Origin of the sequence: Hydrogenophaga sp., assembly GCF_019264445.1 — a bacterium.
In the GTDB taxonomy this organism is placed as follows: Bacteria; Pseudomonadota; Gammaproteobacteria; order Burkholderiales; family Burkholderiaceae_C; genus Hydrogenophaga.
The window spans coordinates 140134-153822 of record NZ_JAHVAB010000084.1 but is presented as its reverse complement, the minus strand read 5'-3'; the positions used below and the strand labels follow the sequence as shown (position 1 = coordinate 153822).

16 protein-coding genes are annotated in these 13689 nt (G+C 61.3%); 10 read left to right on the top strand and 6 right to left on the bottom strand.

All coding sequences use genetic code 11. The features are described 5' to 3' along the window. Positions 1–137: 137 nt before the first annotated feature. The 7 genes from KXJ60_RS20360 (at position 138) to KXJ60_RS20330 (ending at position 6521) form a co-directional block, all read left to right on the top strand. Positions 138–1220, top strand: coding sequence for a hypothetical protein (locus KXJ60_RS20360; protein WP_291131961.1), 1083 nt, complete (start codon positions 138–140; stop codon positions 1218–1220). Positions 1221–1222: 2 nt separating this feature from the next. Continuing rightward, positions 1223–1606 carry a hypothetical protein gene (locus KXJ60_RS20355; protein ID WP_291131960.1) on the top strand — a complete coding sequence of 128 codons (384 nt, stop codon included), beginning with the start codon at positions 1223–1225 and terminating at the stop codon, positions 1604–1606. After that, positions 1603–2271, top strand: coding sequence for a hypothetical protein (locus tag KXJ60_RS20350; RefSeq protein WP_291131959.1), 669 nt, complete (start codon positions 1603–1605; stop codon positions 2269–2271). Before KXJ60_RS20355 ends, KXJ60_RS20350 begins: the two co-directional genes overlap by 4 nt. A gap of 510 nt (positions 2272–2781) precedes the next feature. Further along, entirely contained in the window at positions 2782–3357 is a 576-nt protein-coding gene (locus KXJ60_RS20345) for a hypothetical protein (RefSeq protein WP_291131957.1), read from the top strand. Beyond that, positions 3354–4736, top strand: a complete 1383-nt coding sequence (locus KXJ60_RS20340; RefSeq protein ID WP_291131955.1) for a 7-cyano-7-deazaguanine synthase — start codon at positions 3354–3356, stop codon at positions 4734–4736. Before KXJ60_RS20345 ends, KXJ60_RS20340 begins: the two co-directional genes overlap by 4 nt. Then, the gene (locus tag KXJ60_RS20335) at positions 4733–5920 is read left to right on the top strand and encodes an XRE family transcriptional regulator (RefSeq protein ID WP_291131953.1); all 1188 of its coding nucleotides are present in this window, start codon (positions 4733–4735) and stop codon (positions 5918–5920) included. Before KXJ60_RS20340 ends, KXJ60_RS20335 begins: the two co-directional genes overlap by 4 nt. A 10-nt stretch (positions 5921–5930) precedes the next feature. Further along, positions 5931–6521: a hypothetical protein gene (locus KXJ60_RS20330; RefSeq protein ID WP_291131951.1), complete on the top strand. Its 591-nt coding sequence runs from the start codon at positions 5931–5933 to the stop codon at positions 6519–6521. Positions 6522–6727: 206 nt separating this feature from the next. On the opposite strand, the gene KXJ60_RS20325 is transcribed toward KXJ60_RS20330, so the two are convergent. Both KXJ60_RS20325 and KXJ60_RS20320 read right to left on the bottom strand, forming a co-directional pair. Further along, the gene (locus KXJ60_RS20325; RefSeq protein ID WP_291131950.1) at positions 6728–7744 is read right to left on the bottom strand and encodes a hypothetical protein; all 1017 of its coding nucleotides are present in this window, start codon (positions 7742–7744) and stop codon (positions 6728–6730) included. Positions 7745–7755: 11 nt separating this feature from the next. Continuing rightward, positions 7756–8121 (bottom strand): hypothetical protein, encoded by a 366-nt coding sequence (locus tag KXJ60_RS20320; protein ID WP_291131949.1) that lies wholly within the window; start codon positions 8119–8121, stop codon positions 7756–7758. Positions 8122–8185: 64 nt separating this feature from the next. On the opposite strand from KXJ60_RS20320, the gene KXJ60_RS20315 reads away from it, so the two are divergent. Then, entirely contained in the window at positions 8186–8443 is a 258-nt protein-coding gene (locus KXJ60_RS20315; RefSeq protein WP_291131948.1) for a helix-turn-helix transcriptional regulator, read from the top strand. 121 nt (positions 8444–8564) lie between these two features. On the opposite strand, the gene KXJ60_RS20310 is transcribed toward KXJ60_RS20315, so the two are convergent. Both KXJ60_RS20310 and KXJ60_RS20305 read right to left on the bottom strand, forming a co-directional pair. Further along, positions 8565–9542: a DUF932 domain-containing protein gene (locus KXJ60_RS20310; RefSeq protein WP_291131946.1), complete on the bottom strand. Its 978-nt coding sequence runs from the start codon at positions 9540–9542 to the stop codon at positions 8565–8567. Between the two features lie 111 nt (positions 9543–9653). Continuing rightward, positions 9654–10130 (bottom strand): hypothetical protein, encoded by a 477-nt coding sequence (locus KXJ60_RS20305; RefSeq protein ID WP_291131944.1) that lies wholly within the window; start codon positions 10128–10130, stop codon positions 9654–9656. 636 nt (positions 10131–10766) lie between these two features. On the opposite strand from KXJ60_RS20305, the gene KXJ60_RS20300 reads away from it, so the two are divergent. Next, the gene (locus tag KXJ60_RS20300; RefSeq protein ID WP_291131942.1) at positions 10767–11084 is read left to right on the top strand and encodes a DUF2489 domain-containing protein; all 318 of its coding nucleotides are present in this window, start codon (positions 10767–10769) and stop codon (positions 11082–11084) included. Positions 11085–11191: 107 nt separating this feature from the next. Further along, complete coding sequence (locus tag KXJ60_RS20295) at positions 11192–11551, top strand: bleomycin resistance protein (protein WP_291131940.1); 360 nt, start codon at positions 11192–11194, stop codon at positions 11549–11551. 246 nt (positions 11552–11797) lie between these two features. Here the strand turns inward: KXJ60_RS20295 and KXJ60_RS20290 are convergent, their stop codons facing one another. Both KXJ60_RS20290 and KXJ60_RS20285 read right to left on the bottom strand, forming a co-directional pair. Then, on the bottom strand, positions 11798–12691 hold the full coding sequence (locus tag KXJ60_RS20290; protein WP_291131938.1) for an MBL fold metallo-hydrolase: 894 nt from the start codon (positions 12689–12691) through the stop codon (positions 11798–11800). A gap of 83 nt (positions 12692–12774) precedes the next feature. Further along, positions 12775–13689, bottom strand: coding sequence for a Fe-Mn family superoxide dismutase (locus tag KXJ60_RS20285; RefSeq protein WP_291131936.1), 915 nt, complete (start codon positions 13687–13689; stop codon positions 12775–12777).

Below are 13689 nucleotides of genomic sequence, written 5' to 3'. Positions count from 1 at the left end.
GTGATCACCCCGAAACATAAGCATTCATGCGGGCGTCAGGGGTTTTGCAGGAGCGACTATTTCCGTCGAAGCCAGATGCAGAGGCCGGTGCCACGCGCGAACAAGTCGTCGCCATCCTGGAACTTCTGGAGACGCGGATGTTGTGGTCGACCGCCAGGCCGATCATTTCCGCGACGGGCATCCATGTGAGCCGTGGGTGGCGAGAGACGCTGGCCCATGCCCGAGAGGACTCTTACAGCGACGCGATCTGGACAAGCGCCTTCATGGCGCTTTCCACGGCCGCCCGGTGGCACACATACGTCGGCAACAAGCACGTCAGCCTTTTCGACCTGCGCGAGCAGAACGACGACGCCAAAGCTCAGGTTCTGGAATGGGCTCTAAAGCGCGCGATCGATGATCTTCAGCCCGTGTTGCGGCGGCGGCCGTTCGATATCCTTGATGCGCCGACTCGCAAGGCGGGCCTCGATCAGTACAAGGCTTCGACCCCGAAGCTGCTCGCCGCCGAGTTACAAGGCGGCAAGCTGTACCTGCAGTTCTTTAGCACCCGCGCATACTCACTGCGTGAGTCTCTGGACATCACCAAGATGAACGCGGCGCAGATCAAGCTCTTCGAGGAGTATGAAGAGGTAATTGGGGTAAAGACGCGGCTAGTGCCGTGCTTCGACACCGTCGTGGTCGACACCATCAATGATCTGGTCGAGTTCCGCATCGACTTCCAGCCAGGCATGACCGAAGACAAGAACAGCCCGGCCTTCGCCCGCGTCATGACCGAGTTCAACCGCGCCACCACGAAGTTCATCGGTCAGGGTGCTGTCGGCGCCGGCCTCATGAACCTGCACCCGGCCATCAACCCGATGTACCTGGACGCTGCCTGCGGCCGGGTTACGGCGCTCGGTTTCGTCGCCACGAGTAAGGCTTCCTCGTCGAACAACCACGGCCAGATTCATCGCACACGGACCCAAGACTTCCGAAAGGACAGCTTCCACGTCGGCGGCAAGCAGCACGTAGACAAAGTCGATCCGTACACGATTGGCATCACCTGGCCAGCCAAACCGCCCAAGGGCGACCTGTACCTAGAGTTGAAGGGTAGCGTCAGGGCGATCTATTCGGGCAAGCTGCGGGCCGTGACCACCGCCGAGTTCCTTGGCTGCCTGGATGGTGCAGACTACGACTTCATCGCCGACCAGGTGCTGCGCCGACTGCCACGAAGGAAGAAGTGAACGTGACCGGGATCATCCAGGATGACTGGGCTCATGAGCCCAGCGTCAGAGACGCGTGTCTGCGAGTTTGGAAGGCACTGGCCTCGCGCGAGGATCATCTCGACCACTACACCTTCGACGATCTCCAGCAGTTCGCCGAATTGGATGACCCGGGCGTACTGTCCCAAGCTTTGCTTTATCTGTCGAACCCAAAGCTCAAGGTTCTCAAGCCCTGCTTGATGTACGAGTTCAATGGCGGCTTCCTTGAGCTGCCGGACGATGAGGTCGATCACTACTCGCGGGGCGAAGAGGTCATCCACCCCGAGTACGGCGAACCGATCGGCGAGTCGGAAATCTTGGTCTGCTTTACCCCAGGTACGGGTCTTCAACAGAAGGCGGCTCGATGACATCGATATCGCTGCAAGACTTTGAACGCTACTCATCGAAGAAGGCCGTCCAAGCATCGTTTCGGCGCGTCAAGATCAGCGAAGAAGGCTCCTATGAGGAGTTCGTCGACCAGCTTTACGACGACATCGATCAGTTGATCTACCGCATGCAGGGAGGCCGCGAGGTGCGGCAGGCCGACAGCGAGGATCGCTTGAGTTCTGAGGTGCTCGGCGGCCTCAGCATCCTCGGCTACGACGCCATCGCCGACGGCAAGACGGGCGGACACGTCGACCTGACGGTGAAGATGGGTGAGTTTTCCTGGATCGGTGAGGCTAAGAAAGACGGCAACTTCCACGAGGGTTTCCTTCAGCTCACTTCGCGGTACGTCCCCGCCTCCGGCAACTTCGCGCACAACCAGGGCGGCCTCATCTTCTATCTGATTGCGACTCCTGACGCTCGCAGCAAGCTCGGGGTCTGGCGCGATGATCTGACCTCAAAGGGCCACGCCTGCGAGGACTGCAAGCGAAACCAGCTGGCCTTCTACTCGGACCACAAGCTGGAAAGCTCGGGAACGGCCTTCAAGATTCGGACGATGGGCGTAGCTCTGTATCACAAGCCTAGGGATAAGTCGGCGCGCAACTCGGCCGCCAAGAAGGCTGCCAAGAACCCGGTGGCTGGCAAGTAGCGTGGCCCAGACCCTCAATCATCGCTATGCGACCGAGACCGCGCGTAGGGTTTGGCGAGGTTGACGACGCCTCCCGCTGCGTACCAGGCTCCCGTTTTCAAGACTAGCTTAAGGCTGAGTGTTACCAGTCACACATTCAGCGGCGAACGACTGCTGCGATCGAAAGCGGCCGTGGAAAGCATCTTTTCGGTGCGAAACCTGAAACGTGAAACCTGGGACTTGGGATAGCGGCGCAGTGCTCAGTCGACGCCGGTGCACTGCTGGCGGTATGGGTCCAGAACCGCGAAGGGTTCTCCTGCCGCGCATCCGGCGTAGTCGATAGCGGCGGCTCTTCACCGACAGCCAGACGCACCCCCTGCGACGATGAGCCGCACGAGAGAAAGAACTCCGTCTGACTGCATTCATACCACCTGCTTGTCACCCGGCACGAGTAGCAAGACGTCCGGGCAGCACACAAGCACTTGACATTGTCGGATCGTTTGAACTAAATTCCTGACATTGGAGGTTCAAATGAGCGATGGCCCCTACAGAAGCTTGCCCATGTCGCGCGGATGGATGCGACTCGCGGAGTTTGCGGAAAACGTTAACTTTGATCGTGCTGACACTGGTGCGGCGGCGAGCCACGCTCTGAGGACGACTTGGACTAATGAAGTCCCCGCCATCGTCGTTAAGGGCCTTCGCGACGTGTTTCTTGAGAAGGAACCAGGGCTCTTCGCAGATGCGCGCCTTGCACGCGTCGAGGCTGTGGTCGCCGAAACGGCGGGCTACGGGCTTGGCCGCCTGCTGGCTGCTCATTGCTCATCCGTCCTCGCCGAAGGACTCACCGGCGAGGCGGGCCTCACGGAAGCGACGAAGCGTGCGCTTGAGTCGTACGCGGCGCGGTCCATGCGCCAGATCGAGGAGCATTACTGCCGCAAGGCTTCCGCACGTCTGACGGCGCAAGTCCGTTCCAGTATCTCGGACGCCATCGGCAGTGTCGACATCACGGCGCTCGCCCGCCAGTGCGCAGGACTTGAGCCGCCCCTGCGACGGGGGGGCAGCATCCGCAAGCATATTGACATCGACGCAGGAGTTGCACTGCCATGAAACGTGATGATGACAAGGCTGCGGCCGCATCCCTGCGCGTCGACGTCGTTGAGGCGGGCCAACGGCCGCGGCGCGGACGCACGCCCTGCGAGATCGGCAGCGACCTGACGTTCACCACTGAGCATCTGGAAAGCTACTGCCTGGCGAAGTGGGAGCCAGTCATATTTGACGCGCTGGTCGTCGCGGCGGCTGTTGAGTTCTGTGATCGCATGCAGCGACGCAAAACTCAGCATTGGGGCCGCACCTTCGAGCTTTGCATTCCCGTTCATGATCCTGATCGCTGGCGTGCTGACGCTGTCAACAGCAGCCTCAAGGTTGCGCTTGAATTCCTCACTGGAGATCGGTGGGAGATTGACTTCATAGCACGCAAGGCTCCCGCCTATGTGCCTCATCAGTTTCCCTTTGACCTGTCTAGCGACGCGCAGGCTGTGATCCCCTTCAGCGAAGGGTTGGACTCTCGCGCCGTCGCAGGCCTGATGCACCGTGAGATCGGAGACGGCTTGATCCGCGTGCGGCTCGGCACCAAGGAATTCCTGCCAGGCGGTGGCGCATCCGATGTCAAGCAGCCCTTTACTTCTATCCCTTATCGGGTGAAGCCCAAGACCGGCGCATTCAAAGAGTCGAGCGCACGCTCGCGCGGCTTCAAGTTTTCGTTGGTGAGTGGTATCGCCGCCTATCTGGTCAAGGCCCACCGGATTATCGTTACGGAGAGCGGTCAAGGTGCGCTCGGGCCAGTGCTCGCACCCGTGGGACAGGGCTATGAGGACTACCGCAGCTATCCGCCGTTCATGGACCGCATGGAAGTCTTTCTCCAGGCAATCTTCAGTCACCGCGTACAGTTCGAGTTTCCCCGACTCTGGTACACCAAAGGCGAAACCCTGGCCGCCTTCGTACGAGTGTGCGCCGATGGTGGGTCGTGGGGCACGACCTGGTCATGCTGGCAGCAAAACCGGCAATCCTCTGTTGATGGACACAAGCGCCAATGCGGCATCTGCGCAGCCTGCATGCTCAGGCGCTTGAGCGTCCATGCCGCAGGCCTGAGCGAAGCGCGAGAGACGTACGTGTGGGAAAGCCTCTCGGCATCGACGTTTGAGGGTGGTGCAGCGCCCGGCTTCGCACACACCACGAAGGCACTGCGCGAATATGCCATTGCAGGCACGCTTCACCTTGACCATCTGGCGACGCTACAAAAATCGCCGATGAACAGGGGAATGATCAATATCACTATCTCCCAGCTCAGCCGCTCCCGTGCACTTCCCGAAGACACGGTCCGCGCTTCGCTGAACCGGCTACTGAATCAACATGAAAGTGAATGGATGAGTTTTCTGGATAGCCTCGGGCCACAGGCCTTCGTGGCGAACTGGGTGGGGCGGCCATGACCGAATCCCCGCTGAGCGCAATGCCTCCTGCCGACGTTGGCGAACGCCTGCGCCTCGCCCGCGAAGCAGCCCACATGACGCAAAAGCAAGCTGCCGATTTCATATCGGTTGCGCGCACGACGTTAGTCGCCATCGAGCAAGGTCAGCGCCGTGTGCGGATAAACGAGCTGCAGCAACTCGCCAAGGCGTATCGCGTGTCCGTCAACGCAATTCTGCGCCGTGAGGCCGTGCATGTTGATCTGGTGCCGCGCTTTCGCAAGCTTTTCGATGCAAAAGACTTTGCCGCCGCGGCGGCGACAGAACTGCTTGCCAACTTGGCGCGCGCTGAAGTAGAGCTGGAGAACGTGCTGGGCGTGAAGCGCGCCCATAGTTACCCGCCGGAGCGACCGATCCTGCCCGGCGATGTGCGGGTGCAGGCCGAGCAGGATGCACTGGAGCTACGACAACGCCTCGGCCTCGGCTTCGCCCCCATTGCCGACATCGTCACGCTGTTGGAAATGGAGCTTGGCATACGGGTGTATGTCCGGCGCTTCGAAGGATCGGTCTCAGGCGTCTTCGTTTACGACGAGACGCTCGGGGCGTGCATCCTCCTCAACGCCAACCATCCGCGCGAACGCCGCAACCAGACGGGCGGTCACGAGCTGGGCCATTTCATTTCGGTACGGCACGAGCCCGAGGTCTTGCACGTAGACGAGCCAGAGAACTCGCGTGAAGAACGCTACGCCATTGCATTCGGCCGTTCTTTCCTGACGCCTGCAGGTGGCGTGCGGCAGAAGTTTCAAGAGGTCACGGCAGGATCAACGCACCTGACGCGCCGCCACATCATCGTGCTGGCTCACTTCTTCGGCGTTTCGCGCGAGGCAATGGTCCGGCGGCTTGAAGAGCTAGGGCTGACCCGGAAGGGCACGTGGGACTGGTTCGCGGCAAACGGAGGCATCACCGACGAGCAGGCTCAACAGGTGCTGGGCGATCTGCGCATGGCCGACCACCAAAAGTCTGAGGCAGGCAGGCCAACGACACTGAGACTCAATCTGCTGGCTGCCGAAGCCTACAGGCGCTCGCTGCTAAGTGAAGGACAGCTTGCGCGACTTCTCCATCTTGATCGCATCGAGCTTCGCGAGATGCTGCAGGACATAGAACTCCAGGAGGATGAGGCCGATGACGCGCCCACGCTCCTTGCCTGATAAACCCACCTTGCTGATCGCGGACACAAGTGTCGTGATCAACATCAACGCGACGGGCTGTGCCGAGACGCTTCTCAAGGCGCTGCCTCATCGCATTGCGGTGGTTGATGTCGTCGTTGACGAGATCAAGGGCGGCCTCCGGAAAGGGCGTCAGGATGCGGTCAAGCTGACGCAGCTCATCGACGCTGGCTTAATCGAAGTGGTGACGCTCGGGTCACAGGGCCTGATTCAATTCGAAAGCCTGGTAATTGGCGCGTCCGGCGGGACCCTCGACGACGGCGAAGCCGCCACGATTGCCTACGCTGCCGATGTCTGTGCGCATGCTCTCATCGAAGAGCGCAAGGCGCGCCGTATGGCTGCCGATCAATATGCGGCTGTGCCGCTCGCCTGCACGGTAGATCTACTCAAGCATGCCAATGTTGAGCGTGCACTCGGCTTAGGAGGCATTGCCGATGCGCTTCATAACGCACTTACCGGTGCCCGGATGCGTGTGCTGCCGCATCACATCGCATGGGTGGTCGGTGTCATCGGCGATGAGCGTGCGGCAGGCTGCCTGTGCTTACCGGAAGCGGCCCGCAAACAGGCGCTTGCGCGCCTTTGACAAGTAGCCATCAGGTACGCGTTGTAGAAGTCTCTGATGCCGTTCGTGCCAGTCAAGCGTGCATGCCGTACTGTCGCTGTATTGGCCTCTTGGTCGGACTTCCCCCTGTTCGACCGTGTAGTCAGCCGCTTCCTTTTCACGTGGGACGATCCCGCGCAAGTCGGCATTGTGCGCAATCGCAGACGCGCCCCTCGCCCCCCGTCGCTTCAGTCAAACGTGATCGTCTCCTTGAAGGTAGTCAACGCGAGAGCATTCCCAGGCGCGCCCGGATCCACCAACACCCGCTTGATGTAACGCACCTTCTGCGTGCCCGGTGTGTGCCAGCTCAACTCGACCACCGTGCGGTTGTCGACATCCAGGCCGTACCGGATGAAGTTGACATCCTTGTAGTTGCAACCAGGCAGACACGACAAGAAGTCACCAACACCAATGTCGGCATACGCAATCACCTCGTTCGCATCGGGCTTGACCGTACAGTTGCCTCCGTTGTTGTCGAAGCCATCCGATCCGCTCAGGGTCACGGAAGTCGGACCGAACGCGTAACGCTGCTGTGCCTGGATGTTGTTGATGCAGGCCGAGTTGGTGATCGCACTGGTGGCCGTGCGCCCCGAGAAGCTCACCACGTTGTCCACGGACACAGTGTTGATACTCTGGCTGAAGTGTGCAACGGCATCCTGCACCGTCACCAAAGGCCGACCACCCGCGTGAGCCGTCAGAAACGCCTGCACGTCCACGTCACTCTCGAAGTCCTCAATGCGCTGCGAGAAGTCGATGCTGAACGCTCCAGCAACCACCGGGAGGCGAATCCCATTGGCCGGGCTGTTGTCGACATCCACCGTTTGCAAGAAGCGAAGCTGATTCACCAGCCGGTCCAGGTTGGTTTCCTCCACCCCTGTGTCTCCCGGCGTGAGCGTGCTGAACCCGATGGAGGAGGACAACGCCTGCCCATAGAGCCGGAATGAGACCGTTTCTCCCTGCACGTACTTGAACTGCCCATCGGCGTCTGTCGTGCCCGTCTGCGTGGCCGTGTCGTACCCCAGTCCTTCCACCGCCCCGTCCAGGTACTGCCCCGTGAGTACAGTGGTTCCGCTTGCGGGGCTCTCCTCACTGAAACCGCCACTGCCCCCACATGCTGCGAGTGCGAGCATGGCCCCCGTGGCCAGGAGTGCCCGGGCTTTCAGCCAAGGCACGTGGCGATTCTCGACTGCCAGTTTCTCGTTCATTGCGTACGCTTTCATTTGCTTTGCTCCTCCTTCGAGCGGTTGAGACCCAAGGCTTGCTGCAGTTCGCGCAGGCAGGATCTGTAGATGGAGGGACCAACGAGCCCCATCCGGTAAAGTGCCTCCAGGCGCGCAAGGCGCACGGACGCAGGGTGTGAGACATTGCCGACAAGCCGCCAGACCGCATCCATCAACTTCCGACGCATCGCCGGCCGCTTGAACAGATAGGCCACCACGGCCAACGGCCCCAAAACGATCGCGGCACCTGTCCAGATGCGCGCAGAGGCGCTGTCTCTGGAGACCCCAAGTCGGCCCATGTCGATCACGATCCCCAATGCCGAGAGCAGCGCCCCCAGCGACCACCACACGAAAATCCACATCTTCTTTCTCCTGAAATATCATATGCGCATTTGGCTTATGTCATGCGCGCCTAGAATTTTTTGAATGCCCGCTCCCACCCTGGACTCCCGTCACCAAGACATCGCCGCGCTGCTCATCCAGTTGCGCCGGGAGCGCGACTGGCTGCAGAAGGACCTGGCTGATAGGCTGCGTCGGTCGCAGACTTTTGTCTCGAAGTACGAGACAGGTCTGCGCCGCCTGGATGTGATTGAGCTGCTGGACATCCTGCGAGCGCTGGATGCCGATCCTCACGAGTTCGTTGACCAGGTCCTGGCCATGCCAAAGCGCAGCGTCAAGCGCTGACTGCCTGGGCATCTCCATCGCCTCTCCAAAATGAAAGGCCCGAGTGCTTGCGCATTCGGGCCTGTATGCTGTCGTGGTTCTCGACATGATGGGAAGTCAATACCAGGTGGATGAGCCTCCTTCAGGCCACCAGCTTCATAGCCTCGTCCCAGGCCTTTTGCTTCACGGCAGCTCCTGCTCCGAACCAAGCTGCATCGCGGCGGTGGTCTTCGCTGCGGGCCCTGCGGTGGTGATCGCAGAACTCTGTAGTCGCGTTGAGCAAGCCCCAGGCGGTGCCTGAGGCTGATGCCAGGTTGGCGCCCTTGCCGCGTCCTGTGAAGAGTTCCTGCACAGACTTGAGGGCACTGTCGTTGACCGCCGTGACCGACAGGCCTGCGGGGTTCACTGGGGCATAGGTGAACACGCGCTTGAAGTACGCCTCGGCCATGTCGGGCGTGACCTTTAGCTCTGACAGGGCCTTAATGCGGACCAAAAATGCGTCCCATGACGCGATGGCGATACCCAGCTGGCGTTTGACGGCCTGCGCGTCGAACTGGCTGCGGTGGTGCACCTTTACGGCACCCTTCCCTTCGCCCAGGGCAATCGCGAGGGTGTTGTTGCAGACCACGCGCACGGATGTGAACTGGGCCGTGGTGGCCAGTGTTCCGTCGCAGGCTGTGGCCAGCAGCAGGTAGCCGTGCACTTGGTCCTTTCCTTTCAGCACGGCGCTTTGCCCGGTGCGGGCGAGTGCCCAGAACTTGCGCCCTTCCTTGAGCACGCCTGCGGTCTCCAGCTCATAGCCACCGACCTCGGTCAGGTCGCGAAAAAACTCGAGCACCTCAGAGGGTTGAACCGTCTCATAGCGTTTGGACACCACCGACAGCGGGGCCTTGGTGTCGGAGCGGTACAGGACCTTCTGTTCGGGGAAGGCGTGAATGCTGCCCAGGCCCTTGGACTCGGTGCCATTGCTGGCGACGAAGCGCACTTCGGACTCTTCGATGCGCCAGTTCATGCCGGCCTTCTCTGCCCAGACTTCAAGGGGTTGATGGGCGGCGAGCTTGTGGCCCAGGCCGTGCCAGGGGGTTTCGTTGGCGTAGGCCATGGTTTGTACGAGGTGCATGGAAATCTCCTTGTGGGGAATACAACGGCATAAAGCCCGGGCGAGCCGGGCTTTGATGCGTGACGGTGGGAATGTGCTGCCGGGGCAGCGGGTGGTGAGCGAGCCGGGGGCTCAGTCGCGGGGAGCGCGATGGCGAAATCCGAAACCTTCGCCACCATCGTGATCGTCTTCCCAGTTGGAATCTGGGGGAGACGGTTCACGGTCGTTGCCGTGGAAGTCGGCGTAACCGTGGGCGTTGGTGGGGCATCGGGGTGGCTGGGCGCCGGAGGTCTGAGTCGGTGGGGACCCGAAGCAGTGCCCGCAATCCAGGCAATGGTGGTTGTTGAGCAACTTGTCGTCGAGAAACTCGCCGAGCGCAACTCCAGCGGCGCAGCCAGCCGCCGCGCCGGCCAATGCTGCCAGCATTGCGCCAGCCACTGCCCCCAACACCGAGCCGCCGGGACCGGCCACGATGCCGAGGCCCGCACCGACCTGCAGGCCGATTCGCGCACCCACCCGGACGCTGGCCCAGGCGGATGAACCGCTGGCCAGTGCGCCGGCCAGGCCACCGACGGTCACAGTTGCTTTGCGGGCTCGGTTGCGGCTCACCACACGCTCACTCCGGCAGCGTGGGCATGCCGGGGTCATGGTGCGGCGCCTGTACAGCGATGGTCAGGATCGCAGCATCGGCGCCAGAGGCGTGCGCGCTGGGTCCAGAAGACGCCGAGCAGGAAGACGATGGCGAATGCGAGCAGCGTTTCGAGGGAGGATGGCATGGGAAACACGGTGACTCCTTGAGTTAAACAGGGCACTGGAACCGCTGTTCCAGCGCGAGAGCTTCAGGGGCTCTCGGTACCGTGATATGGGTCTGAAGTTTCTTTCACTGAGGAATCAAATCTGATGCCAATCGGTAGCGATGCTCGACCAGACGCGCTGCGCCTTCCTCAGTTTCAGTTTGTGTACCTAAGGGCTTCTCCCAATTTCCCGGCGATACAACCGCGCACGAAACGCGGATCAGGCTCAAACCAAAGAGGATGCGTATTTCGGTCACTGCTGGACACTCATTTCGGTTTCTCTTGGACAGCAGGAACGGCGGGAGCTGGACACCCGGTTCGGCACTCTTGGACACACACAATATGCTGCCCTTTGGCATCGACGCTGCGGCGCCCAGTTGCTATGTTGGTTAGTCGGGCAGGTGCACAGCCGGCTAGACTTCACCGATCGGCCAGATGCGGACACACGTACATGAACATTGAAGCTCGACGGGATGTCGTGGCAGCCGCCCAAGCACTCGCGGATGGGCAGATTCGCTTCGTAGACGGGGTCCGACGTGTGGCGGCGTTGCGCTCGGCTGTTTCACTGCATGACCACGACCCTGACTTCTTATTGTTTGCTGCTATCGACAGTGAATCTGACCACTTGCCACGACACGATGCACGAAGCCATTGCTCGCAGGTATGGCTTGAGAAGTGCGACAAAGAGGCTGGCGAACTTGAAGCCATCTATGGCCCTGGAGTTCGCGAGGCTTGCGCTGTCCTCATCACTCGATTCGCGCCAAATTGAGGGTGCGATTTGGGCAAAATCCGCCACGGCTACCATGACGGTCTTCGGCCAGCAGCAGACGTCGTCATTCATTACGATCAAGCGCATTCAAACCGTCACCCGCCGTCATGACCGACCGTGCAACGCCAAACCTGCCGTCACGAGACTTCGAGGCGACGTTCCAGTTCTATCGCCAGTTCGGCTTTGACCAGAGTTGGCGCGATGAGGGCTGGATGATTCTCAAGCTGCACGACATAACACTTGAGTTCTTTCCCCATCCCAAGCTTGACCCGGCGGCCAGCTGGTTTAGTTGCTGTTTACGGCTCGACGATGTCGAGGCTTTCTTCAACCGCGTCCTGAAAGCGAACGTACCGGAATCAACGACAGGTTGGCCGCGACTGCATAGACCAAAGCGTGAGAGCTGGGGTGGCCTCGTCGGAGCACTGATCGACATCGACGGAACTTTGTTGCGACTGATCCAGGAATGACTGGACGGCTGGTTCCGGCCACGAGCAGTCTTTCGCTTCGTGCTGTCCACCAAACGGTCAAGACTGGTCTCGGACATTCGCTATCAAGTGATTGAGAACATGTGAGTCACTCATCCCCCTTGTGCATGGAGCAGTTCGAGCGTCAGCAAAGTGTCCAGAACCCGCCCCCCAGCGGCCGCGGGGGCGAGGGAAGTTCAAGCTCATGTTCGCACCCGCGACTATCCACCCACTTTGCCCCTGGATGACTCACTCCCGCTCCAGCTCCAAGTAGACGCGGCTCGCGTTGCCCGGGTGCAAGTCGGCTGCGTTGAGCAGATTCGCAAACGGCGCCATGTCAAAACTTCGCGCCGCGGCACCAATGTCGTCGCCGCGTTCCACCGCCGGTTTGAGGTGGGCGCGCAGGCGAACCAGGTAGTCCCGCGTCTGAGCTCGTGCCGTGGCCAAGTCCGTGACCTTGCCGTGTCCCGGCACGATGTGCGTCGGGTTGAGAGCTTCCATTTCATCGATCGCCGAGAGCCATTGGCGCGTATTGCTGACCGGAAGCACCGCGAGCATGCGATCTGCGTAGACGATGTCACCCGTGAACAGCACCTTTGTCTTTGGAAGCCACACCATCATGTCTCCGGGTGTGTGTCCGCCGCCGCGATGGCGCAACTCAAATCGGACGCCGCCCAGATCAAGCTGCGCGTCAGGGGTGGCGATGAGCCGGGTCGGGTAGACAGCTTGGGTGCCCTCGAATCGGGGCCCGAGCATGCCCTTGAGAACCTGCATCTGGTCACCCGCCCGGGCCCGCATATCCGGTACAGCGCCGGCGTGCGCGATGATTTCGGCGCCTTGGGCCTGAAAGTGGCTGTTGCCCAACCAGCGGTGGTCCTGCCCACCGGTGTTGATCACCCAGCGAATGGGCTGGTCTGTGACGCGCCGCGCGGCCTGGTCAATGTCGCTGGCACTCAGGTGGGTCGCCCCACTGTCGATCAGCACCGCACCGCGTGGTGTGAGCACCAAGCCAATGTTGGCGTTCAACGCTTCGTTCTCGCGTGTGCGGGCCCCCAAGTCGCCAATGTGGGCATAGACGCCTTCGGTCACCTTATGGAATTGGACTTCCACCGCACCGGAGGCGGTGTGCAGGAGCGCGATCAACAGCGCGGCAAAGATTTTGGGCATGGCGTGGTTTTGAGGGGCGACGGGGGATGGGAAGCGATGGCCGTGAGAGTGTGACTCAGTCAAGGCCGTTGGCCCCTGGGCTCCACGGGCATCCCGGCATTGCTCCAGCCGTCTATGCCACCAATCAGGTAGCGCGCGTCTACGCCGACGGCGCGCAGTCGCATAGCGGTTGTGCGACCCACCTCGTGACCGTAAACGCAGTAGACAGTGACAGGGCGGTCATGTTGCAGATCGGTTGCCCACTGCGCCACATCAGCGGGGTCGCGCCAGGCGGCACCAGGCAGTTGCGTTGTAGCTATCTCGAAGACACCTGCGCGCCGCACGTCGAGCACCAAGCTGTTTGCGATGTCGCCCTGCTCAGCACCAAAGCCTTCGCTGGCCGCGTGCACCGCCATCTGGTAGCGCGCGTAAACGCCCGCCCAGTCGATCGCCGCCAGGCATGCATCCACATACGCAGCGGCGTTGGCGCCAAAGTCCAGGTGGTAGGCGTGTTCGTACATGTCCAGCGCCAGCAGCGGTGTGCCACCGGCCAGCGCATGGGTGTGGTCGGGCGACCACTGATTGATCAGCGTGCCCTCGCGCGGGTTGAACACCAGCAGCATCCAGCCCGAGCCGCCACCCAGCGCCTTGGCGCAGGCGCCGAACTGCTCACGCCAGCGTTCCAGACCTCCGAAATTGGCCTCCAGCGCCAGCCGCATCGCGGGCTCCATCGTCTGACCGTCGCCACCCAGGCTGGCGAAATACAGCTCGTGCAGCAGCATCGAGTTGGTGGCGATCAGCTCTTCGCGCTTGAGGCCGTTGAGCACGAAGCTTGGCGTGCTGGCAAAAGGGGTAGCCGTCAGCTGGGCGCGAATGGCGTTCAGGCGTTTGACGGCACCACCGTAGTTGTTCTGGTGGTGGCTGCTCATCAGCCGTTCAGACAGGCCGGATATGGCACCCGGTGCGTAGGGAAGGGGCAAGGCTTGCAGGTTCAT

Excerpts from the sequence above, each read along its gene's own strand:
- KXJ60_RS20360 (WP_291131961.1), top strand. The coding sequence starts at position 138 with ATGTTGTGGTCGACCGCCAGGCCGATCATTTCCGCGACGGGCATCCAT.
- KXJ60_RS20350 (WP_291131959.1), top strand. The coding sequence starts at position 1,603 with ATGACATCGATATCGCTGCAAGACTTTGAACGCTACTCATCGAAGAAG.
- KXJ60_RS20345 (WP_291131957.1), top strand. The coding sequence starts at position 2,782 with ATGAGCGATGGCCCCTACAGAAGCTTGCCCATGTCGCGCGGATGGATG.
- KXJ60_RS20340 (WP_291131955.1), top strand. The coding sequence starts at position 3,354 with ATGAAACGTGATGATGACAAGGCTGCGGCCGCATCCCTGCGCGTCGAC.
- KXJ60_RS20335 (WP_291131953.1), top strand. The coding sequence starts at position 4,733 with ATGACCGAATCCCCGCTGAGCGCAATGCCTCCTGCCGACGTTGGCGAA.
- KXJ60_RS20325 (WP_291131950.1), bottom strand. The coding sequence starts at position 7,744 with ATGAACGAGAAACTGGCAGTCGAGAATCGCCACGTGCCTTGGCTGAAA.
- KXJ60_RS20320 (WP_291131949.1), bottom strand. The coding sequence starts at position 8,121 with ATGTGGATTTTCGTGTGGTGGTCGCTGGGGGCGCTGCTCTCGGCATTG.
- KXJ60_RS20315 (WP_291131948.1), top strand. The coding sequence starts at position 8,186 with ATGCCCGCTCCCACCCTGGACTCCCGTCACCAAGACATCGCCGCGCTG.
- KXJ60_RS20310 (WP_291131946.1), bottom strand. The coding sequence starts at position 9,542 with ATGCACCTCGTACAAACCATGGCCTACGCCAACGAAACCCCCTGGCAC.
- KXJ60_RS20300 (WP_291131942.1), top strand. The coding sequence starts at position 10,767 with ATGAACATTGAAGCTCGACGGGATGTCGTGGCAGCCGCCCAAGCACTC.
- KXJ60_RS20295 (WP_291131940.1), top strand. The coding sequence starts at position 11,192 with ATGACCGACCGTGCAACGCCAAACCTGCCGTCACGAGACTTCGAGGCG.
- KXJ60_RS20285 (WP_291131936.1), bottom strand. The coding sequence starts at position 13,689 with ATGAACCTGCAAGCCTTGCCCCTTCCCTACGCACCGGGTGCCATATCC.